This is a genomic window from Geitlerinema sp. PCC 7407, assembly GCF_000317045.1.
In the GTDB taxonomy this organism is placed as follows: Bacteria; Cyanobacteriota; Cyanobacteriia; order PCC-7407; family PCC-7407; genus PCC-7407.
In genome coordinates this window covers 3483308-3505342 of record NC_019703.1, presented here as the reverse complement: position 1 = coordinate 3505342, position 22035 = coordinate 3483308, and the positions used below count along the sequence as shown (strand labels likewise).

Sequence of the window (22035 nt, the reverse complement as noted above, 5' to 3'; positions counted from 1 at the left end):
CCCTTCATTGATGGTTTAGAGGAAAAAGAGCGTGCCTCCAACAAGACCGCGACCGAATCGGCCCCCTCGCCTGCCTTCGAGTCGTCGTCAATTTTTGCGAACTTCAGCGGCAGCGCTGTCAGCGGCGGCGCTCTCGGGCTGTGGCTGGACGTTGGCGAATGTCCGCACGCAGGCGGTTCCCCAGGGAGAGAGCGATCGCCTGCATATCTTCACTTGGTCGAGCTACACCGACCAAGCCCTCCTCAACGCCTTCCGCGAGCAAACCGGCATTGAGGTGATTGCGGATGTGTACGACTCTAATGAGGCGATGCTGGCCAAGCTCCAGGCGGGCGGAGGCGCGGCCTACAGCATTATTTACCCGTCCGACTATATGGTGCGGCGCATGCTCGAGCTGGGGCTGCTGCGAGAGCTGGAGACCTCGCGCCTGAGCGGCCTGACGGAGCTGTTCGAGCAGTTCCAAGATCCCCGCTATGACCCCGGCAATCGCCACAGCGTGCCGATGAGCTGGGGAACCACCGGACTGGTCTACAACCGTCGCAAGCTGCAAACGGTGCCGGAGGACTGGCGCTATCTCTGGGACAATCAGCCCATGCTTTCCCGGCGGATCACCCTCCTCAATGACATGCGGGAGGTGATGGGGGCGACGCTGCGAATGCTGGGGTACTCCTACAATGCGGAGGATCCCGCCCAGCTAGAGGCGGCCTACGAGGAGCTCGTGAAGCTCAAACCGGCGATCGCCTCCTTTACCTCCGACGCATGGCGCAGCCAAATCATTACCGGAGACTTGCTGATCGCCATGAGCTACTCTAGCGACGCTCAGCTCGTCACCGAAGAGAACCCAGACCTGGAGTACCTAATTCCCCAGAGCGGTTCTTCTCTGTGGGTCGACACCATGGTGATCCCCAAGTCTGCGCCCAATGTCGAGGCCGCCTACGCCTGGCTCAATTTCATGATGCAGCCCAGCGTGCTAGTCGATTTGTGCCAGCGCCTAGGCTTCACGCCGCCGAGTCGCGCTGCGGCCGATCTGCTACCGACCGAGCTACGCAACGATCCGGGGCTATTTCCCCCGGATCAGGTCCTGGCCCGCTGTGAAGGCATCGCGCCGGTGAGCGGAGCGATCGAGCTTTATGAGCGCTACTGGAACCGCCTCACCAGCGGCTAGTGGTCAACCCCAGTTTTCTCTACCCGGCTTCAAACCTCTGTGTCTAGACTTCTGCACCCCCCCGATTCCCAATCTGAGCCGGAGGCGATCGCTCCCCCCGAGCGGCGCTGGCCTGAATGGCTTGGCCCGGTGGCGCTCCTGGGGCCATCCGGTTTGTGGCTGCTGCTGCTGCTGGTGCTGCCGACCCTGGTGATCTTTGAGCTGAGCTTGGTGCCCGGAATTCGCCCCGGCCAGGTGGTGAACCCCTCGGGCCTCGAGAACTATCTCCAGATTTTTCAGCCGGTCTATCTGAACGTGATCAAGCGGTCCCTCGACTTTGCGGCGGTCACGACCTTGGTGTGTCTGGTTTTCGGCTTTCCGGTGGCCTACTGGATCGCCTTGGTGGTGCCCAAGCGGTGGCGCAACCTGCTGCTGCTGGCGTTTATCCTGCCCCTGTGGACCTCTTCGCTGCTGCGCAGCTATGCCTGGATCACCATTTTGCGCCCCACAGGCCTCCTCAACAGTGTTTTGGCGGCCCTGAGCCTGCCGCCGCTGGACCTGCTCAATCAAACGGGCGCGGTTTACATCGGCATGAGCTACAGCTTTTTGCCCTACATGGTGCTGATTCTCTACGCATCTCTGGAGAAGCTAGATCGGCGGCTTCTGGAGGCGGCGTCGGATCTGGGAGCCGCGCCGATCACGGCCTTTTGGCGCATAACGATTCCCCAGACTTGGCCCGGCATTACGGCGGGCTGCTTGCTGGTGTTTATCGCGAGCTTGGGCGACTTTGTGGATCCGGAGCTGCTGGGGGGAGCGTCGAGCATGACCCTTGCGCGCCTGATCTATAACCAGTTTCTGGGGGCGACGCAGAATTGGGGCTTTGGCTCGTCCCTCAGTATGGTGATTATTTTGGTCATCAGTTTGGCGGTGGCGCTGCTGGTGAAATACGGGGACCCAACGCCCCGCCGCTAGGGCGCGATCGCCCGTTCTCTGACGTATTGGCACAGACGGTTATGAACGCAGCTTGGTTACTAGAGGTCTGTCGGCGATCGTGGCTTTGGGTCATGGCGGGACTGCTGTTTTTGTTTATGTACCTGCCCATCGGCGTGCTGTCTGTCTACAGCGTCAACCGATCGCCCTACAGTGCGGCTTGGGAAGGATTCACCCTCCAGTGGTACCAGCAGCTCTTTCGGGATGCGCGCATCTTGACGGCGCTGCAAAATAGCCTGGTGGTGGCGATCTGTGCGGTGGGTATCTCGGCAGTCCTTGGCACCCTGATGGCCGTGGGCCTATCCCGCTACGACTTCTGGGGCAAGACGCTCTATCGCGGCCTTTCCTATCTGCCGCTGATCATTCCAGATATTGCCATTGCGGTGGCGACCCTGATTTTTTTGGCGGTGGCGGCCATTCCCCTGAGTCTTTGGACGATTGTGGCGGCCCACGTGGTGTTTTGCCTGTCCTACGTGGCGATCGTCGTCTCGACGCGCTTTTCCAAGCTCGATCCGCACCTCGAAGAAGCGGCCCTCGATTTGGGGGCGACGCCGACGGAGGCGCTGATCCAGGTGCTGCTGCCGGAGCTGATGCCGGCCATTGTTTCGGGCTGCTTGCTGGCCTTTGTGCTGAGTCTCGATGACTTTTTGATTGCCAGCTTCACGTCGGGGAGCGGCGCGACGACGCTGCCTCTGGAGATTTTTAGCCGCATCCGCACGGGGGTCAAGCCAGACGTGAATGCCCTGAGCGTGATTTTGATTATGGCGTCGGGGCTGGTGGCGTCGGTGGGTGAGGTGATCCGCTATCGCGGGGAGCAGCGGCGATCGCGCCGCTAGGACCTAGGGCAGATACTTCTGGACAACCTCCCAGCCGCTCCAGGACACGGCGGCCAAGCCCACGAACAAAATCGCGTTGAGGGTCAAGTGAAGCGATCGCGCCCAGGGCCGCCGGGGGCCGATCTGGGTGGCGCTCCAGGCCGAGACGCCTACCAAGGCAACCACCGCCAGGCCGGCGGGCAGGTGCCACGAGTGGCCCAGGCTGCCGTAGTGCCCGAGGGTGCCAACGATGCCGATGGCCAGCAGCAAAAGTACCAGAGCCACCAGCACGCCGCCGATCCAGAAGTGCAGCGATCGCAGCCAGCTCGGTCGGGGCTCTTGCTGGGTGCGGGTCCAAAAAATCCAGCCCCCCGTGCCTGCCAGGAGTAGGTAGGCCAGCAGCGAAAAGCCCATAGACCAGGCAGCAATTTTCCAAAGCCAGAGAAAAGAAGGTAAATCCACGAAGTTGCAGGCTAAATGTCCTGTTGCGTGTCTTCAGGATACTCCCGGTTTTTGGGAGCGTAAGCCACAAAAAAGGCGATCGCCTGTTCCGGGCCTTACCTCAACAGCGGAAGAAATCAACGTGTAGAGGAGGCCGGGGGCGATCGCCTGGAGGGGAGAACTCTGTCTAGGGGCGATCGCACCGGAGTCTAAAAGCCTGGAGCGTTAAGGACTCAGCAGTGCAATCGGTCTATCCAAAAATCTCTAAAGCTGCAACGGTCTCAGACAAACGGCTCACTGAAATGGTTTATTAAGGGTTCAAACTAAAGCAGAATACCGACACAGAAGGCATCAATACTTTTGATGAAAAAAGCATTGATTGCTTAGGAATCTGCCGCCGCAAACGCAGCTTGACGAGAGGGCGATGGGCTTCTAGGCGGCGTGGTCATGGTTGGCGTCTTTTTTGCACTTTCCTCCCCCACCTCCCCGTTCGGGTCCTCAATTTGGAGCCGGGTGCAGGGAATCGTATCTGACAAAATCGCGCTGGCCATCATGCCTGTGTGAATTTCGAGCTGAGCATCGGGCAGCGCCTCGAACAAAAGGCGCTGCCCTGGAAACACCACCCGCTCGAAATACCAGTTGGGAATGTTGGTAATGCGGGCGATTTGGATTTTGCTGGTGGCATTCACGTAGCAGCAGAGCACCGGATTGGAGCGATCGGGAGGCAGCGGATCAAGAATCTGAGCCATAGCAGTTGAGGAGCCGTGGGCAATTGTCAAGTACATCCGGAAACCTAACACCAGCCGATCCCCGTGCGCTGTAAATCCGACTACCAACCGCTAGCCCCTGCCCCCTTGCCGCTCTGGCTCTGCCGCAAAACTCTAGGCCCAAAAGGCGACGAATCCCTCCAGGCCTTGCGCTGACAGGCCCCACGGCCCAAAAATTCTCTGACGATCCGGCAGATTACAAATTTTGAATCCTGGCCGCCATGCAGCAAGGAAAAGTCGGTGGTATCGTGAACTTATATAACAGTGGCTCTCAGGAAAAAGGAATTCTCCTGTTCGCGCACCCCACTGACCCCTGCCCAGAGAGGGGGATTCGCCTTCTTGTTGAACGCGATCGCCCCCGCAGATACAGGCCCCTTCTGACGTCCCGATTCCAGAGTCTACCCATGGAGAATCGCATCCTCTACGTCCGCCTGCCGTGCAACCCCATCTTTCCGATTGGGGTTGTCTACCTGGCAGACCACGTCCACAAGCTGTTTCCCGATGTCGAGCAGTCCATTCTAGACCTGGGTACCGTTCCTCCCCTGGATTTTGCCAAGGCCCTCGATCGCCACATCGACCAGTTCAAGCCAGACTTGCTGGTCTTCTCCTGGCGCGACATCCAGATCTACGCTCCTGTGGGTGGCCGGGGCGGCAATCCGCTGCAAAACGCCTTTGAGTTTTACTACGCCCGCAACCCCTTTATCAAACTGCGGGGCGCCCTCGGCGGCCTCAAGGTCACCACGGCCTACTACACCGAGCTGTGGCGCAACCTAGGCCTGATCAAGCGCGGTATGAAGCGAGCCCAGCGCTACAACCCCCAGGCTCGCTCAGTGGTGGGCGGCGGTGCCGTCAGTGTGTTCTATGAGCAGCTCGGGGACAAGCTGCCAGCGGGCACGATTGTTTCGGTGGGGGAAGGGGAAACCCTGCTCGAAAAACTGCTCCGGGGCCAAGAGTTTCGCAGCGAGCGCTGCTATGTGGCTGGCGAAGACAAACCCCGCGATCGCCTGATTCACGAGCCCCCCAGCCCCCTGGAAAAAACCGCCTGCAACTACGACTACATCGAAGCCGTCTGGCCAGAGTTTCAGTACTATCTCCAGGACAGCGACTTCTACATCGGCGTCCAAACCAAGCGCGGCTGCCCTCACAACTGCTGCTACTGCGTCTACACCGTCATTGAAGGCAAGCAGGTCCGCATTAACCCCGCCGACGAGGTGGTCAAGGAAATGCGGCAGCTCTACGATCGCGGCGTGCGCAACTTCTGGTTCACCGATGCCCAGTTCATCCCGGCGCGCCGCTACATGGACGACGCCAGCGAGCTGCTCGAGAAGATCCAGGCCTCCGGGATGACCGACATCCACTGGGCGGCCTACATTCGCGCCGACAACCTCAACCCGGAACTGTGCGACCTCATGGTCAAGACCGGGATGAACTACTTCGAAATCGGCATCACCAGCGGCTCCCAGGAGCTGGTGCGCAAGATGCGCATGGGCTACAACCTGCGCACGGTGCTCGAAAACTGCCGCGACCTCAAGGCGTCGGGTTTCAACGACCTAGTGTCGGTGAACTACTCCTTCAACGTCATCGATGAGCGCCCCGAGACGATTCGTCAGACCGTGGCTTATCACCGGGAGCTGGAGCGAATTTTTGGTGCGGACAAGGTGGAGCCAGCGATCTTCTTCATTGGCCTGCAGCCCCACACGCACCTCGAAGAGTATGCGTTCAAAAACGACATCCTCAAGCCTGGCTACGATCCAATGAGCCTGATGCCCTGGACGGCCAAAAAGCTCCTGTGGAATCCAGAGCCGATGGGGGCATTCTTTGGAGAGGTGTGCCTCCAGGCCTGGCAGCGTAACCCCGATGATTTTGGGCGCGAGGTGATGGCGATTTTGGAGCGGCGCTTGGGAACGACGGATCTCGAGACGGCTCTGAGCGCTCCGCTACCGGAGAAGCAGACGGCGATCGCGAGTCGTTAGGGTCTTTCTTGATGCTCCTGGGCGGGCGAAAAGGAAGGTGTTTTCACGGGATAAAAGTCGCAAAACTCAACCTTTGTGGGAAGCCCTTGGGGAGAGTTTTGCCTTAGATTGGGCGAAGGATCGGCTGTAGTGCGTGGATTGTAATTAAACAATGTTGGAAGGCTCTATTCTCCAGCGGCTGGCGTTGGCTCGGGAAACTGGCCCAAAAAATCAGGCACCTTTTAGCTACGGTGTCTACTACAAAAACACGCTGGTGGCGCTGTGTCACGCGCTCGAAGACAGCATTTTGCAAGCTAAGACGGCTCCGCTGGTGATTACGGCTTTCCAGCAGGGGAAGTGGTATCTCCAAGAGGCCGATCGCTACGGCGATCTGGCTGAGCGATCGCACCAAGTGGTGATCATGGCCGCTCCAGACACGGGGTTTGCGGACCATCCCACGAGCCAGCGCCCAAATGTGGCCCTGGTGCCCCTAGAGACGACCGATCCGGTGGCCCAGGAATGGCACTTGATGATTTACTCGCCTACCTACACGGCGATGGTGCTGTGCCAGGAGCTATCTGAGGCAGACTACGGCCCCGAAGGCTTGCCGACAGAGGACCGAGAGCGCAAGTTCTATGGCTTTTGGACCTTTGAGCCGGCGCTGGTGGCCCAGACGATGGAGCTGGCGATCGCCCACATCGGCCGCTACGACCCAGAGCTAGAAGCCCATTTGGCCAGTCAGCTCCAGACCATCAAAGCTGCGGCGGCCCAGACCCAGGAGACCGAAGACTTTGGCGCGATCGTGGCGCGGGTCGTTGACTACTTGCACGCCTACCAGCAAGACCTCTCGCTCCAGATGCGGGAGCTGGCGTCGTCCCACCGGAGCGCCCTCGATCACAACCTGGTCTCCAATGAAGTCCAGGCCTTCTTGCGGATGGCCCAGCTCGTAGACCAGGCGGATGCCGCCAATCCCATGGCGGCGGCAGAGGTCGGGGCGATCGCCGAAATGATGGGCCAGCTCCTCGATTTGCCCGCTTGGCGCCTCAAGCATTTGCGTTTGGCAGGCCTGCTCCACCGCATTGCGCCGCTGCAAGGCATGGACAGCCTGCTGGTGGCTACGGGCGAAGAGACAGAAGCGGCACCCTGCTGTCCTCTGGTGCCTGGGGCCCAGATTCTGCGCACCATGCCCCGCCTGCGAGTGGTGGCCGAAATCATTACCCATCAAACCGAGTGGTGGCAGGGCCAGGGTCAGCCGGCGGGCCTGGCTGGAGAAGAGATTCCCATTGAGTCGCGCATCCTGGGACTGGTTGCCCACTTCCAGCAGCGAGTTGTGGCGCACCGCGCCCAGCAGCAGGCTGCTGAGGCCGCGGCAGAGAGCCCGTTTGCCCTGGCCCTAGCCGACTGCCGCGCCCAGCAGGGAGAGCGCTGGGACCCCAAGCTGGTCGAGACTCTAGCCCTGCTGGCCCACGGCTTCCAGCAAGGTCTGGGCCTCTCAACCTCGCCGCCCAGACTGACCTCGAGCTTCTGGCTGCTCGATGCCGACGCCAAGCAAGAGGCGATCGCCGGTCAAACTGCGAATTTCTACACCACAGGTCAACGTTATGAATCTTGAGGCCATTCGCGCAGGGAACGTCAAGCACATTGGTGGTGTGGATCTCAGCGATGAGGACTTCTCGAACGCTGACTTGCGGGGCACGGACTGGTCCGGCGCGGTCCTGACCGGCGCAAATTTCAGCTATGCCAAGCTGGAGCGATCGCGCCTGGATGGCGCCAACCTGATGGGGGCGCAGCTCGTGGCGGCAGACCTGCGAGCCAATCTCTGGGGCGCCAACCTCATGCAAGCGGACCTAACCGGCGCTGATTTGCGGGGCAGCAACCTGCGCGGCGCCAACTTGATGGGGGCCAAGCTCAGCCAGGTTTCCCTGGCCGGCGCGTTTCTCAATGGCGCTAACCTCATGGGCGTCAACCTGCAAGGCGTGGATCTGCGGGGTGTGGATCTGCGCGGTGCCAACCTCAGCGGTGCGAACTTGCGCGGCGTCGACCTCAGCCAAGCGGACCTCCAGGGAGCTTTGCTCAACGAGGCAAATCTTGAAGAAGCGAACCTGCACGGTGCCAACCTTGCCGGGGCGACCCTGACCGGCGCGAATCTGCTGTGCGCCGACCTAGACGATGCTAATCTCAGCGGCGTCAGCGTGACGGGTGCTTGCTTGATTGGCACTCGCCTAGCTGCTACCAAGCGCTGAGGGGCGCTGATCGCCGCGTTACACGCTACTTCGCTGCGGTACTCTTGGCGCTCTGGCGCTGCAAAACAGCGGCGATCGCCCCCAAAAACATCAGGCCCATCAGTCCTGCCAGCGGATTACGGTCAATTCCCGTCACCCACACGGGAACCTGCTGCGTATAGGTGAGCAGCTTGCCCACATCGGCCACGTAGTACCCCCACACCAAACCTGCATGGAGCCCAATTGACAGCCCCAGGCGGCCTTGGCGCGATCGCCGCGCCCAGACAAGCGTCAAGCCCAGCAGCACCAACCCTGGAAACGCAGGCCACGTTCGCAAAATTTCGTTTAGGGGCTTGAGGAAGTGCAAGACCCCAAAAGCCACGCTATTGGCCCAAAGGGCCGTATTGGGCTGATAGTCCCAGCTCAGCTCCTCGAGCAGCCACCCGCGAAACACCAGCTCCTCCGCCGTGGCGATCGCCGATGCAGAAATCAGCCCCTCGATCACCAGCCGCAGCCAAGGCAAACTCGGCTCCTGCCAGCGAAGCCAGCCAAGCCATCCTTCCAGACCCAGCAGCATCGCTAGACTAACCGCACCTAGGCCCAGCCCTAGCAAGTACTCGACTCCATTCTGGCGGCTCCAGCCCAAGCCATAGCGCCGAAATCCCGCGCGACTGCCGTAGACCCACCGGCCCCACAGCCCTAGCCACACCAGAAACTCGACAAACAACAGTCCCATGGTGGCAATCGTGACCTGATTGTCATCTTGCCCCAGGAGGTAGATCGGGGCTGCCAGGGGCAACCATGCCCCCAGCAAAACCCCCAAAAAAGCCGCAATTCGAATCGGTGCTGGCCGGTCCGCCAGCACCGCAAAGCGAGATTTCAAAGTCGTTTTACCCCAGCTTTATCCCCAGGCGATCGCTACTCATCTGGCTCGATTGAGCTGCTCAAGCCGTGATTCTTCAGGGTCTCGGAATAAAACTCTGCATGCTCCTGCGCGCACGTAATGACTAGCGCAAGCCCATTTGTATGCGCCTCCATCATGATGCTGACCGCTTGGGGTTGCGTGAGGCTTGCCACGGTTTGCAGCAAGACTTGCACAACGTATTCCATCGGATTGAAATCGTCGTTGTGCAGCAAAACCCGGTATCGGGGCGCGTGTTTGCGGGCCGTTGAACGCTGTTCAATGGTCTCGACAGACACGATAAATCTCCTCTTTATTCAGATAACTAATGAAGATTGAAGCAATTCCCAGGCTCTGGGAAAACACTCTCCCATCCTACAGCGCTTTTTCCGGAACCCGCACCTGAGTTCCCTGGAATTTCCCATGACCGTCCCATGGAGGGGCCATGCTGCAACGTTGGGTCGGTGGCTCATGGGCGATCGCCGCGTCACGCTCCCAAAGTCCCATGAAAACCAGCAGGCCGAAAGCCCACCAAGAATGTCAAAATCAAATTCAGATAACTTGCGATCGCAAGGGCTGTGAGGCAATGCCTAAACTGCCCCAGCCTCCCTCTGTGCTTGGACTGCTGCGCGTTGACTGCTATGGACTTTCAATCGGGTCAGATTGTTTGCTTGGAGCACCAGCAAGACCAACTGTATGGCGAAGTGGTTCAAATGGTTCCCGAGCGCCAAATCTGCTGGGTGCGGCCGCTGCTGCTGGCCGTTGCCTCCTCTGCTGCCTCCCTGGCCTCGCCCTATGCAGATCCGCTAGAGGGCCGCACGCTTCATGACTTGCGTCAGAGCGCAGACCTGCTATGGCCTGCCCAGCTTTTTCGCCCTGCCCTAGATACTGAGCTATTGCCGCTGTTGGGTGCTCTTGTGGATCCTGCTCCTAGCAATCCCGCTGCTCGACAGCAGCTTCAGGGGTTTGTCCAGCGCATCTGGCACGCTCACTCAGGGCTGTTTGCCGCTTCGTAAAAACGGTTGCCCAACAAAACCAGCGCTCTCTCGCCCAAGCGAGTTGCGCTCAGCAAGCCGCTCTACCAGCAGCCCGGAACATAGTTAAAGGCTAAAAATCTTAAAGGTTGGGAACGAGCTTGATGCGTCCTGCATCCATCTCGGACATCAGCAGCTCCAGCGCTTCGTAGTCAACGTCGGAGATGTATCCAAGACGGGTCAGCTCATAGTTAATCTCGTTCTCGATCTCTGGTGTCAACCGCCGGATATGAAGAGCCTTTTCGACTAGGCGACGAATGGGAGCGGGGGCATGCATAGGGGCTCAAAAACTGCAACTACCTCACATCTTCGGCTAAATCAAGGGGCTTCCCTGTGATAGCAGTCTTGATGCAATCGTGATCTGAGTCACGATTAACGAATGTCTAATCAGAATAAACCCGTAACACGAAAATAAATATAATTCTCAGTCTCCGCAATTATGCTGAAAAATGCACTTGTGTATCTCAATAAACATTACTTGTGAGTGGGAGTGTGCTGCGAAATGCAGACCGTAGTCAGTAATACAGTCCCGTACAAATACTTACGAAAAACTTTACAGAAGCAGCGAAAACGGATAAAGATTTAGCAAAAAGAATCCTAGCCAGTGGCCATGTCCAAGAAGCGAGGTTTATGGTCGAAGACATCTTGCCTCTGCTGTTCGCGAATCCTTTATCCTCGAGAATGTCACTCATGCAAAACGTTCTAATTCGTCCTGATGTCGCTCTGCTCTCCCCTGTGGGACATATCAATGCTTCTAACGCAGAGGCTTTCAAGCAAGAGCTGACCGCTGTGGTTTCGACTGGGGATTGGGATGCTGTACTGGTGGATATGGCGCAAGTGGAGTCGTTAGACAGCGCTGGCTTGATGGCTTTGGTGGCTAGTCTGAGCTTGGCGAATACGCTCAATCGTCGTTTTGCGCTGTGCTCTGTTTCGCCGTCTATCCGCATTATTTTTGAGCTGACTCAGCTCGATCGCGCCTTTGCGATGTTTGAGAGCGTGGCTGCGTTTGAAGCAACGCTGCCGTAGCTGAGTGACTCGCGATCAGACCTCATTGACTCGTCATTTTGTCGGTGAAGAAAATTCCGATCAGGACAGATGGTGGTCTGGGAAACGCCTAGCGGCTGGATCTGGGGGAATTGGGAAGAGAAGGAAAGAGAGCGGCTATCTTGGGTCTGCTCCTGATAGCCTATGATCTATGACCCCGTGATCACGTTTAGGAAGAGAGTGCAGCTGTGGCCGTTACCGTTGAAGAGTTGCTCACGCCTGAAATCCTGCGCCCTGCGCGCTATCTGGGAAATGAGTTAGGAGCGATTCATAAATCTTGGGAGACTGCCGCAGTCCGCTGGGTGCTGAGCTATCCAGAAGTCTACGAACTGGGTGCATCGAATCTTGGGCACATTATCTTGTACAACGTGCTCAATGCTCAGCCGCGTCAGCTGTGCGATCGCACTTATCTACCGGCGGCAGATCTTTCGGAGCGTCTGCGATCGACCCAAACGCCTTTGTTCGCGGTGGAGTCTCGGCGATCGCTCACGCATTTTGACATTTTGGGTTTCAATCTCAGCTACGAGCTGGGAGCGACGAATATTCTGGAGATGCTGTCTCTGGCTGGGATCCCCCTGACGTGGCGCGATCGCGCGGCGGAGGATACCTGGAATGTGGATCAGGGCAGCTATCCCCTGATCTTTGCCGGGGGACAAACGGCCACGTCTAACCCCGAGCCCTATGCAGATTTCTTCGACTTTATTGCTCTCGGGGATGGCGAGGAACTGCTGCCCGAAATTGGGCTGGTCATCGAGGAAGGCAAGGTAGCAGGGCTGAGCCGGACTGAGCTGCTGCTAGACCTTGCCCAGGTGCCGGGGGTGTATGTGCCGCAGTTCTATGACATGGCGCCCGATGGCTCGGTCCACCCCAACCGGCCCGGAGTCCCAGCACGGGTTTTGCGGCGGGTGTCTACGCCGATCCCGGCCTACTCCATCGGCTTGGTGCCGTTTGTCCAGACCATCCACGATCGCCTGACGGTGGAGATTCGGCGGGGCTGTACCCGCGGCTGTCGGTTCTGCCAGCCGGGGATGCTGACTCGCCCTGCCCGGGACGTGGCCCCAGAGTCGGTGGTAGACGCCATCGAGAAGGGAATGCGGGCGACGGGCTACAACGAGTTTTCGCTGCTGTCCCTAAGCTGCTCTGACTATCTGGCGCTGCCGGCGGTGGGTCTGGAGGTCAAGAACCGCCTCAAAAATGAGAACGTTTCGCTGTCTTTGCCGAGCCAGCGAGTCGATCGCTTTGATGAAAATATTGCCAATATCCTGGGAGGAACGCGGAATACGGGGATTACCTTTGCCCCGGAGGCCGGAACCCAGCGAATGCGGGACATTATCAACAAGGGGCTGACCAATGAAGAGCTCTTGCGGGGCGTGAAAACGGCCTATGAGCAGGGCTGGAACAAGATCAAGCTCTACTTCATGATCGGTCTGCCGGGCGAGATGGATGAAGATGTGTTGGGAATTGCGGAAACGGTCCGCTGGCTCCAGCGAGAGTGCTTCAATCCGGGCCGCAAGCGTCTGAACTTCAACTTGACCATTTCCAATTTCACACCCAAGCCCCACACGCCCTTTCAGTGGCACTCGGTGTCCACGGCGGAGTTTACGCGCAAGCAAAACCTGCTGCGAGACGCTTTTCGCACTATTCGCGGCCTGAAAGTAAATTTCACGGATGTGCGAATTTCGGCCATGGAGGATTTTGTGGGTCGGGGCGATCGCCGTCTGGCCTCTGTGGTGCGGCGGGCTTGGGAACTGGGTGCCGGGATGGATTCTTGGTGGGAGAGCCTGGAGCGGGCCTTTGGGGCTTGGACCCAGGCGATCGCCGAAGCGGACCTCACCTGGAAGTATCGCCAGGTAGAGCAGGGCGAGTGGAACCTGATGGAGGAGCAGCAGCGCGCATCGGCCCTAGAGCCGATCGCCGATGAGCGCCTGTCTGCCCCGCTGCCGTGGGACCACCTGGACACCGGCATCGAGAAAAGCTGGTTACAAGAGGATCTCAAGCGTGCCCTAGAGGCGGCGGTGGTGCCGGACTGCTCCTTTGAGGGCTGCTCTCACTGCGGCGTGTGCGGCGTGGACTTTGGGCACAACGTGGTGGTGCCGCCGCCGGCGATCCCCGCGTTTGAAGGACATTTTGCCCCCGACCAGACGCGTGCCCAGCGCCTGCGCGTGACCTTTGGCAAGCGGGGTGACATGACGCTGGTGAGCCATCTAGATTTGATGCGCCTGTTCGATCGCTCGATTCGGCGGGCGTCACTGCCCATCGCCTTTACCGGCGGATTCCACCCGAGCCCCCGCATTTCGGTCGCCAACGCGCTGTCCCTGGGCCTCTCGAGTGACGGTGAACTGGTGGACTTTGAGCTGACTCGGCCGATGGATCCGGAGGTGTTTCGGCAACAGCTGGTGGCCCAGCTGCCCGCAGATATTCCGATTCACTGTGTGGAAGTGGTGCCACTGGGTGCCCCAGCGGCGACTCAGTCTCTGGAGTTTGCAGAGTACTTCTTGGCGCTACAAGCCGAGGACGGATCCGAGCCGTTGGCGTCGGCGGACATACCAACGCAGGCTCACTGGCAGCAGTGGTGCGAGGGGGTTTTGGCGGCCCCTTCGATTGAAATCGAGCAAAAAACGAAGTCTGGCAAGCTCAAGCAGGTAAATCTGCGCGATCGCCTGTACGAACTGGCGTGGTGCGCGCCGGAGCAGCTGAGCGAGTCGGTACGGACGGCCCTCCAGGTGACACCCGAAACGACGGTCTTTCGCTACGTGGGAAGCTGTCGCAACGATGGTACGCTGCTGCGGCCCGAAAACCTGGTCTACATGCTGGAGGCGATCGCCGCTCGCCCCTTGCAGCTGATCCGGGCACACCGCGCTGAGCTGCGCCTGGGAGACCCTGCTGAGCAGCCGATCTAGATCGCGCTCTCAAGGGCGATCGCCCTAGTTTGTGACCGGTGCATCCCAACCAACAGAAGTTAGGCCCCTTCCTCGCGCAAAAGATCTAGGCCCATCTCACAGGAAATTCTGTAGATGTGGTACATTGACATCTAAAGTCTCTGCGCCGAGTGCAGGGGCACTTCCACCTTCAAACCCTAACGGTCTCGCGGGAACCTGCCTGAATCGAAATCTAGGGCCAACCTAAATTCTATTCAGCCAAAAAATTGTTAGTCCCCCATCAGCTGATAGGCCCTAACAATTGCAAAACCCATAAAGCCAGGGCTCTTGAGTGGACCAGAGCTGTGCCCTCCAAAAGCGTCTGAGACGATAAGCTTTTTGGGGTGATATTTTTCAGATTAAGAAGCGGTAGATATTGAGGCGCTTCTCAGGGGTTGAGCCCTTGCATATGTCAGGGTTTCAATATCCGATCAGCCCCTAAGGAGCTTCTTCCAAACGGCTCAAACATCCCGTGGGATTACCTCCTCGGTCCTCACTGCAATACCTGGATATCTCTGGATTGTCACATTTCCCCTCATCTGTGGTCAGTGGGCAATCTGTGACTTCCCCCTAAGGTTTGACCCTCCGCGTCGTAGAAATCTCACATTTGCCAGCCTAGGTTGCACAACAGTTCTCTGTGCCCTCGATGCTGCCAGTCTTTGAGGAAATTGAATGCCGAAACAAATTGTGATTGCTGAGCAGCATCGTGTTGCTGCTGTGTTTTCAGAAGATCAGATTCAAGAGCTGATTGTTGCCAAGGGCACCCACCAGATTAGTGATATCTACCTTGGGGTGGTCGAAAATGTTCTGCCTGGTATTGATGCGGCCTTCGTCAATATTGGGGATGCTGAGCGCAATGGCTTTATCCATGTGAGCGATCTGGGACCGCTGCGCCTGAAGCGGTCTGCGGGAGCAATCACAGAGCTGCTGACGCCCCAGCAAAAAGTGCTGGTCCAGGTCATGAAGGAGCCGACGGGCAATAAGGGGCCTCGCCTGACAGGCAACATTACGATGCCCGGGCGCTATCTGGTCCTGATGCCTTTTGGCCGAGGCGTTAACCTGTCCCGCCGCATTCGCAATGAAAATGAGCGCAATCGCCTGCGAGCTCTGGCGATTTTGGTCAAGCCTGCGGGAATGGGCTTGCTGGTGCGCACCGAGGCGGAGGGGATGGCTGAGGAAGCCATCATTGAGGATCTAGAGTTTTTGCAGCGTCAGTGGGAGACGGTGCAGCAGGAGGCGAGCTCGACTCGGGCTCCGGCGCTGCTGAACCGAGATGATGACTTTATTCAGCGGGTTCTGCGCGACGTCTACAGTGCGGATGTCAATCGCATTGTGGTGGACTCTAGTACGGGCGTGAAGCGGGTTAAGCAGCATCTGACGAACTGGGGTGGGGGTAAGTCTCCCCAGGGGGTGCTGATCGACCATCATCGCGATCGCACGCCGCTGCTGGAGTACTTCCGGGTGAATGCTGCGATTCGAGAGGCTCTCAAGCCCCGGGTAGACCTGCCATCGGGGGGCTACATTATCATTGAGCCGACCGAGGCGCTGACGGTTATTGACGTTAACTCGGGCTCCTTTACGCGCTCGGCGACGGCCCGAGAAACGGTCTTGTGGACGAACTGCGAGGCGGCGACGGAGATCGCTCGTCAACTGCGGCTGCGCAACGTGGCTGGCGTGATTATTGTCGACTTTATCGACATGGACTCCCGCCGCGATCAGCTTCAGGTGCTGGAGCATTTTAATAAGGCGCTGAAGGCCGATAAGGCCCGCCCCCAAATCGCCCAGCTGTCGGAGCTGGGCTTGGTTGAGCTGACGCGGAAACGCCAAGGCCAGAATATCTATGAGCTGTTTGGGCGGCGCTGCCCGACTTGCGACGGCCTAGGTCACCTGGTGCACTTGATCGGAGATGCCGATACCAAGGCTGAGAGCCTGGGCGATCGCTCCAGCAGCGAATCTCGTTTTCCCCAGCGCTCTGATTCCTACGGCAGCCGGACGGTCAATCGCAAGAGTATCCGGCCTGTGATTGCGCCGGAAGTGGTTGATGAGCCGGATCTGTCTGAGGATGAAGATTTCTTGGCGGAGATGCCAGAAACTGAGGCGCAGGAGTATGAGCAGCCTCCAGAGCAGCCGAGCTCCAATGGTAGCCGTCGCCGTCGCCGTCGCCGCCCGGAAGGGGGCACTGACAGGCGAGAAGAAGCTCCCAAAGGAGTGAGCGATCGCGCCTCGAATCCTGTGAGCGAACCTGACGAGGAGCCTGGGGATCAGGAGGCTGCTACGCCTCGGCCGGAGCGCGCTGAGCGGACGCTAGAGCGAAGCGATCGCAGTGAGCGCCCCGAACGGAGCGATCGCCCAGAGCGCAGCCGAGGCCGCCGCGGCAGTGCCGAACCCTCAGCCCCACCAGAGCAAGTCACTGTCAAAATGACTGCCGAAGAGCAAGACGTTTATGCTCTGATGGGAATTTCTCCGTTGATTTTGGCGCCTCAAGAAGTCAAAAACCCCAAGACAGCGGTTGTCTCTGTTGTGCTGCCTGGTGAAGAAGGCACAACAGCCGAACCGGTGACGCTGTTGTCCTTCGAGGCGGAGGAGCCCGAAGCAGAATCGTCAGAATCACCCGCTGAAGAGCCCGAAGTGGTTGCGGTTGTTAGCAGCGATCGCCCCGTGAAGGCAGCCCGCAGCAGCGCCCCCGAAAATCGCCGCCGTCGCCGCCGTCGCTCTTCAGCGGCTGAGTCAGGCAACGAAAGCGACAGCTAAGCGCGCAGCGATGCTGGTCTAGAAGAGCGCCAAGCGACCAATCACTATGGTCAAACGCCGACAGCCGCCGCCATCTGAGTCAGGGACGCTGCTACCAGTCTCCCTGACCTCCGCCTGGGTTGATCAAGACTACGGCGATCGCCTGCTCGTAGGACTCGATGAGGTCGGGCGGGGTGCTCTCTTTGGGCCAGTCGTGGCTGCTGCTGTCGTGTTGCCTCCCGACAGCTACGCGCTTTTGAGCACCCTCGGCGTGACCGACAGCAAACAGCTCTCCGCTACCCAGCGATCGCGCCTATTCGCCCAAATTCAGCAGGTCTCCCTTGATTGCCAAATCGGCCTAGCCTCAGTCGGGGAAATTGATCGTCTCAACATTCTCCAGGCGAGTTTGCTGGCGATGCGCCGAGCTTTCCTCAAGCTCAGCGTAGCGCCTACCTTCTGCCTCGTGGACGGTAACCAGCGCATCCCCCATCTCGCGGTAGAGCAGCAAACCCTTGTGCAAGGCGATCGCCGCTCTCTGGCGATCGCCGCCGCCAGCATCATCGCCAAAGTCTGGCGGGACGACCTGATCATTCGCCTAGCAAAGCGCTATCCAAACTACGGTCTAGACCGCCACAAAGGCTACGGCACCCTAACTCATCGCCAAGCCCTACAGCAGCACGGTCTGACCCCCCAGCATCGCCGCTCCTTCGCGCCCTGCCAAATCTTGCCAGCAAGCACCAGCGACCAACTCCCCCTAAATTTGTTCTGTGAACCCCAATAGTGGCGTGCTAGACGCTCGAAGCTGCTCGTTGGCTGCTTGAGTTTGTACCCAATGGCGATAGTCAAGCAGCAGCTGATGCATCAGGCGCTGCTTAACCGTCAGCAAAACACTCTTCAAAAGTCCATTGCCCGTTGCTTCCAGCAAGGGCCGCGGCGTAAACTGCAGCGCTGGCGGCATCTCAACACTCACGGCCAAATCCGCCCGCCCCTCCAGATACGCTGCTTGTTCCCGCTGCTTCAACCGCAGCTCGCCCACTAGCTCCAACGAAAATCGCTGGTTGATGTATTCAATCCCGCGAATTTCACAACCTGTGGACTGGAGATAAATAACATTGCGACGGCTAGACCAAACGCGCATATCTACCGTTGGTTGCAGGCTCAGCATCATAAAGCTGAGAGGTTTCATCTTCAGCCGAAAGTGCTCCCCACTCAAAATCTCGACTCGGCTTGGATCAACCAGCGCTTGGACTAGGCGCTGAGGTTGACGCAAATAATGCTCAATAGAAATAGGCTGCTCAGGTACAGCCAATTCAACAGATTGAGAGGCGGCGAATCGAGTGAGCATAGGAAAACTGGAAAATAGCAGTCTGCTTGTAATAAAATTTTACGATTTATCTCAGAAGGTCTGAGTCTATCTCATGCAGTATAAATGCTGTGGAGCCCTTTTCAGACATAACAAAAAAGCAGCTGGAAAATCTGCCAACAACATCTCTGATTTCTGAGAAATTAGTGAATAATGATTCCCACTAACTTGTAATCCTATGAGTTTCTCGATCGCTCATCTCGGACCGACGGGCACCTATACAGAAACAGCCGCACTTTTATTGGCAAATTGGCTGAATAAAAAGCAAGAAACCTTACCTCTGCTGTGCCCCTACCCCAGTATTGCTCAAACTTTACAAGCGGTTGCTCAGGGCAAAGCTAATCTGGCCGTTGTTCCTGTTGAAAATTCGATTGAGGGCAGTGTCACCATGACCCTCGATACTTTGTGGCAGCTAGACAATCTGCGTATTCAGCAGGCAATTGACTTGCCGATAGTTCACGCATTTCTGTCTCACTCAAAGACCCTCAGTACGATTCAAACGGTATACTCCCATCCCCAGGCTCTAGCCCAGTGCCAAGGCTGGCTTGAAAAACACTTGCCGCAGGTTCAGCTGATCCCAACGCGCTCCACAACTGAAGCGCTGCAATCTCTGGGTGACGATGAAACCGTCGGCGCGATCTCTTCTCAGCGAGCAGCAGAACTCTACAATCTACCGGTTATTGCTTGCCCAATTAATGACTATCCAGACAACTGCACCCGTTTTTGGATTCTCGGCTTGAACGAATCTCCGGGTGGGAGCCATACTTCCTTGGCCTTTAGTGTCAGGGCTAATATTCCTGGTGCTCTTGTGCAGCCGCTCCAGATTTTCGCCGACCGAGATATTAATCTCAGCAGAATCGAGTCAAGGCCTACTAAGCGATCGCTTGGAGACTATCTCTTTTTCATGGACTTAGAAGGAGATGCCAACCATGAGACGCTGCAAACAGCCTTGCAGCTTTTGAAGGCTCATACAGAGACACTCAAAATCTTCGGCAGCTATGCAGTCTTCCCTGCAAAATCGATGGCTTAAAAAGGAGTTTGCTGCTCAGGTTTGGCATATTCACAAATCCAGGCATGATAGTCCTCTCAAAAATTTCAGAGAGTACCTTTTTTCTGAGTCTCGATGGCTCAATTTGGGTCGGGAAACGTATCTTTTAAAACTGTTCTTGCTGCTAGGTGATTGCGGGTAGAGGTCAAAATTTCTGCTTCCCTCTCTAGGCGAGCTTTTGTATCCTGCATTTCCAGAAGAGTCTGTTGCTCAGAAGCAACTCCATATAGATTGCTGGCAATCCAATACGAAAGCTCGATCGGAGAATCTGGAATATTTTCCGGCAGCTCAATTTCCTGAGAGGTGAGTTTGCCCGAAAGACGCACAACATCTCGCAAGAGCTGATCGACTTCATGAGTGAGTGGTCTCAAGTCATCGTCTGTCGGAGCGTCTTCGATCCATTCCACCAGGCCAACTCGATAAGGCTTTTCACGGGTGTACTCAATAACTCGAAAACGCTGCTGCCCCAAAGTCCGAATCTTCATTCGGTCATCTGGAAGGCGTTGATACTGAACAATTTCTGCACAGCAGCCAATAGGAGCAGCTTGACCTTGCACAGGGTCCCACATCAGTACACCAAATCGGCGATCGCTCTCGAGGATCGTGTTCATCATGATCCTGTAGCGGAACTCAAAAATATGTAAAGGAAGCGGCCTGCCAGGAAAAAGCACAACCTCTGGCAGAGGAAATAAGGGCAACTCACGAACAGCGATCGAAGATGAAGACGCCATGTATCAGTGATGTAAACAAGCTTGCAGCTTTCTTTACTCTAGCCCATTCCTCTACCAGAATCGGGTCTTTGGGCAAAAACCTTGGTACACTTCCCAAGACTGCTTTAAAGCTTAAAAGCACCGCGTTTTGAATAAACACGGTGCTTTTTCTGCAAAGGAATTAATAAAGTGACGGGCGATCGACTTTAGAGTTTTACTTCAATATCAACGCCAGCAGGCAGATCAAGCTTCATCAAAGCGTCAATTGTCTTGGAAGAAGGTTGATAAATATCGATAATGCGCCGGTGTGTCCGAGTTTCAAAGTGCTCGCGGGAGTCTTTGTCCACGTGGGGCGATCGCAAGACGCAGTAGATACGACGCTTTGTGGGCAAAGGAATAGGGCCAATTGCTGTAGCGTTGGTGCGATTGGCAGTGTCCACAATCTTCTCACAAGAAGTATCAAGCAAGTGACGGTCAAACGCTTTCAGACGAATCCGAATCTTTTGCTGCTGAATAGTTGCCATGGAATTTTATTTCGGTTGTTTAGGTTCAGAAGAAGGAATACTGACCTTGAATACAGGGCGAGACGCCCGCTATAAGGCAGCGTTGAGGCAATAGGCTCAACGCTGCCTTACAAAAACAATCTGAAGGCTGGCAATCTCTACAAAGCAGAGGCCTCAATCAGAATTGAGGTATCCTCTGCCTGTCTTCAAGATGCTACTGCAGAATCTTAGAAACAACGCCTGCACCCACGGTGCGGCCACCCTCGCGGATAGCGAAGCGCATTCCTTGCTCAATAGCGATCGGGTTGATCAGCTCAACCGTCATCTTCACACGGTCACCAGGCATGACCATTTCAACATCGGTGCCATCATCAGCCGTGAAAGCTGCGATGGTACCAGTCACGTCGGTAGTCCGCACATAGAACTGAGGACGATAGCCCGAGAAGAAAGGCGTGTGACGACCACCCTCTTCCTTCTTGAGAATGTAAACCTCAGACTCGAACTTGGTGTGAGGGGTGATAGAGCCGGGCTTGGCGATCACCATGCCGCGCTCAATGTCAGCTTTTTGGATACCACGCAGCAGAACGCCCACGTTGTCGCCAGCCATACCCTCGTCCAGAACCTTCTGGAACATCTCAACACCCGTTACCGTGGTGCTGCGGGTATCGCGAATACCAACAAGCTCAACAGTCTCACCGACTTTGACCTTTCCACGCTCAATTCTGCCGGTTGCAACCGTACCACGACCGGTGATGGAGAAGACGTCCTCCACAGCCATCAAGAAAGGCTTATCAACCGCACGCTCAGGCGTAGGAATGTAGCGGTCGACCTCATCCATCAGAGACAGAATCTTGTCAACCCACTGGTTTTCACCCTTAGCGATCTTGGGGTTTTCGGTGAGCGCTTCCAGAGCCAGAAGCGCAGAGCCAGAGACGATGGGAATATCATCGCCAGGGAAGTCATAGGAGCTCAGCAACTCGCGAATTTCCAGCTCAACCAGCTCGAGCAGTTCTTCATCATCGACTTGGTCTTGCTTGTTCATGAAGACCACGATGTTGGGAACGCCAACCTGCTTCGCCAGCAAGATGTGCTCACGGGTTTGGGGCATGGGACCATCAGCTGCAGACACAACCAGGATGGCACCGTCCATCTGAGCGGCACCCGTGATCATGTTCTTCACATAGTCAGCGTGGCCTGGGCAGTCCACGTGAGCATAGTGACGGCTCTCGGTTTGGTATTCCACGTGAGCCGTGTTGATCGTAATACCCCGAGCTTTCTCCTCGGGAGCAGCGTCGATCTCGTCGTACTTACGAGCCTTTGCACCACCAGCGGCCGCGAGGGTCATGGTGATAGCAGCCGTTAGGGTCGTCTTGCCGTGGTCCACGTGACCGATGGTGCCGATGTTAACGTGAGGCTTAGTCCGTTCAAACTTTGCGCGTGCCATGAGTTATCTATT

General features: G+C 57.2%; 21 protein-coding genes. 12 read left to right on the top strand and 9 right to left on the bottom strand.

Translation table 11 applies throughout. The annotated features are described in order from the left end of the window. The first annotated feature begins 31 nt into the window (after positions 1-31). From GEI7407_RS14195 to GEI7407_RS14185, 3 genes are all read left to right on the top strand, one after another. Positions 32-1162 carry a PotD/PotF family extracellular solute-binding protein gene (locus tag GEI7407_RS14195; protein ID WP_015172889.1) on the top strand — a complete coding sequence of 377 codons (1131 nt, stop codon included), beginning with the start codon at positions 32-34 and terminating at the stop codon, positions 1160-1162. Between the two features lie 87 nt (positions 1163-1249). Further along, entirely contained in the window at positions 1250-2113 is an 864-nt protein-coding gene (locus tag GEI7407_RS14190; protein WP_223294554.1) for an ABC transporter permease, read from the top strand. Between the two features lie 41 nt (positions 2114-2154). Then, entirely contained in the window at positions 2155-2967 is an 813-nt protein-coding gene (locus GEI7407_RS14185; RefSeq protein WP_015172887.1) for an ABC transporter permease, read from the top strand. Positions 2968-2970: 3 nt separating this feature from the next. Here GEI7407_RS14185 and GEI7407_RS14180 read toward each other — a convergent pair whose 3' ends face one another. Together GEI7407_RS14180 and GEI7407_RS14175 are read right to left on the bottom strand one after the other, a co-directional pair. Beyond that, complete coding sequence (locus tag GEI7407_RS14180; protein ID WP_041268476.1) at positions 2971-3408, bottom strand: DUF4079 domain-containing protein; 438 nt, start codon at positions 3406-3408, stop codon at positions 2971-2973. Between the two features lie 362 nt (positions 3409-3770). After that, positions 3771-4136, bottom strand: coding sequence for a DUF1830 domain-containing protein (locus GEI7407_RS14175; protein ID WP_015172885.1), 366 nt, complete (start codon positions 4134-4136; stop codon positions 3771-3773). A gap of 422 nt (positions 4137-4558) precedes the next feature. On the opposite strand from GEI7407_RS14175, the gene GEI7407_RS14170 reads away from it, so the two are divergent. The 3 genes from GEI7407_RS14170 to GEI7407_RS14160 all read left to right on the top strand — a co-directional run bounded on the left by GEI7407_RS14170 (position 4559) and on the right by GEI7407_RS14160 (position 8349). Beyond that, positions 4559-6127 carry a photosystem II high light acclimation radical SAM protein gene (locus GEI7407_RS14170; RefSeq protein WP_041268475.1) on the top strand — a complete coding sequence of 523 codons (1569 nt, stop codon included), beginning with the start codon at positions 4559-4561 and terminating at the stop codon, positions 6125-6127. Positions 6128-6278: 151 nt separating this feature from the next. Beyond that, complete coding sequence (locus tag GEI7407_RS14165; RefSeq protein ID WP_015172883.1) at positions 6279-7718, top strand: DICT sensory domain-containing protein; 1440 nt, start codon at positions 6279-6281, stop codon at positions 7716-7718. After that, positions 7708-8349 (top strand): pentapeptide repeat-containing protein, encoded by a 642-nt coding sequence (locus GEI7407_RS14160; protein WP_015172882.1) that lies wholly within the window; start codon positions 7708-7710, stop codon positions 8347-8349. The genes GEI7407_RS14165 and GEI7407_RS14160 overlap by 11 nt, the downstream gene beginning before the upstream one ends. A gap of 25 nt (positions 8350-8374) precedes the next feature. Here GEI7407_RS14160 and GEI7407_RS14155 read toward each other — a convergent pair whose 3' ends face one another. After that, entirely contained in the window at positions 8375-9211 is an 837-nt protein-coding gene (locus GEI7407_RS14155; protein WP_041268474.1) for a CPBP family intramembrane glutamic endopeptidase, read from the bottom strand. A 35-nt stretch (positions 9212-9246) separates the two neighbouring features. Continuing rightward, positions 9247-9528, bottom strand: coding sequence for an ATP-dependent Clp protease adapter ClpS (gene clpS / locus GEI7407_RS14150; RefSeq protein ID WP_015172880.1), 282 nt, complete (start codon positions 9526-9528; stop codon positions 9247-9249). A 342-nt stretch (positions 9529-9870) separates the two neighbouring features. Between clpS and GEI7407_RS14145 the strand changes: the two genes are divergently transcribed. Next, positions 9871-10245 carry a hypothetical protein gene (locus tag GEI7407_RS14145; protein WP_015172879.1) on the top strand — a complete coding sequence of 125 codons (375 nt, stop codon included), beginning with the start codon at positions 9871-9873 and terminating at the stop codon, positions 10243-10245. Positions 10246-10345: 100 nt separating this feature from the next. On the opposite strand, the gene GEI7407_RS14140 is transcribed toward GEI7407_RS14145, so the two are convergent. Continuing rightward, positions 10346-10540 carry a hypothetical protein gene (locus tag GEI7407_RS14140; RefSeq protein ID WP_015172878.1) on the bottom strand — a complete coding sequence of 65 codons (195 nt, stop codon included), beginning with the start codon at positions 10538-10540 and terminating at the stop codon, positions 10346-10348. Between the two features lie 353 nt (positions 10541-10893). Here GEI7407_RS14140 and GEI7407_RS14135 point away from each other — a divergent pair, with 353 nt between their 5' ends. From GEI7407_RS14135 to GEI7407_RS14120, 4 genes are all read left to right on the top strand, one after another. Further along, positions 10894-11289, top strand: coding sequence for an STAS domain-containing protein (locus GEI7407_RS14135; protein WP_015172877.1), 396 nt, complete (start codon positions 10894-10896; stop codon positions 11287-11289). Positions 11290-11495: 206 nt separating this feature from the next. Further along, the gene (locus GEI7407_RS14130) at positions 11496-14207 is read left to right on the top strand and encodes a TIGR03960 family B12-binding radical SAM protein (protein WP_015172876.1); all 2712 of its coding nucleotides are present in this window, start codon (positions 11496-11498) and stop codon (positions 14205-14207) included. 690 nt (positions 14208-14897) lie between these two features. Continuing rightward, entirely contained in the window at positions 14898-16976 is a 2079-nt protein-coding gene (locus GEI7407_RS14125; RefSeq protein ID WP_015172875.1) for an Rne/Rng family ribonuclease, read from the top strand. 46 nt (positions 16977-17022) lie between these two features. After that, positions 17023-17736: a ribonuclease HII gene (locus tag GEI7407_RS14120; RefSeq protein ID WP_015172874.1), complete on the top strand. Its 714-nt coding sequence runs from the start codon at positions 17023-17025 to the stop codon at positions 17734-17736. Here GEI7407_RS14120 and GEI7407_RS14115 read toward each other — a convergent pair. Next, positions 17710-18300 carry a DUF1997 domain-containing protein gene (locus GEI7407_RS14115; protein WP_015172873.1) on the bottom strand — a complete coding sequence of 197 codons (591 nt, stop codon included), beginning with the start codon at positions 18298-18300 and terminating at the stop codon, positions 17710-17712. The genes GEI7407_RS14120 and GEI7407_RS14115 overlap by 27 nt on opposite strands. 196 nt (positions 18301-18496) lie before the next feature. On the opposite strand from GEI7407_RS14115, the gene pheA reads away from it, so the two are divergent. Beyond that, positions 18497-19348, top strand: a complete 852-nt coding sequence (gene pheA / locus GEI7407_RS14110) for a prephenate dehydratase (RefSeq protein WP_015172872.1) — start codon at positions 18497-18499, stop codon at positions 19346-19348. Positions 19349-19446: 98 nt separating this feature from the next. Here the strand turns inward: pheA and GEI7407_RS14105 are convergent, their stop codons facing one another. From GEI7407_RS14105 to tuf, 3 genes are all read right to left on the bottom strand, one after another. Continuing rightward, complete coding sequence (locus GEI7407_RS14105; protein WP_015172871.1) at positions 19447-20097, bottom strand: LON peptidase substrate-binding domain-containing protein; 651 nt, start codon at positions 20095-20097, stop codon at positions 19447-19449. Positions 20098-20282: 185 nt separating this feature from the next. Then, on the bottom strand, positions 20283-20600 hold the full coding sequence (rpsJ, locus tag GEI7407_RS14100) for a 30S ribosomal protein S10 (RefSeq protein ID WP_015172870.1): 318 nt from the start codon (positions 20598-20600) through the stop codon (positions 20283-20285). A gap of 193 nt (positions 20601-20793) precedes the next feature. Then, the gene (tuf, locus tag GEI7407_RS14095; RefSeq protein WP_015172869.1) at positions 20794-22023 is read right to left on the bottom strand and encodes an elongation factor Tu; all 1230 of its coding nucleotides are present in this window, start codon (positions 22021-22023) and stop codon (positions 20794-20796) included. Positions 22024-22035: the final 12 nt, after the last annotated feature.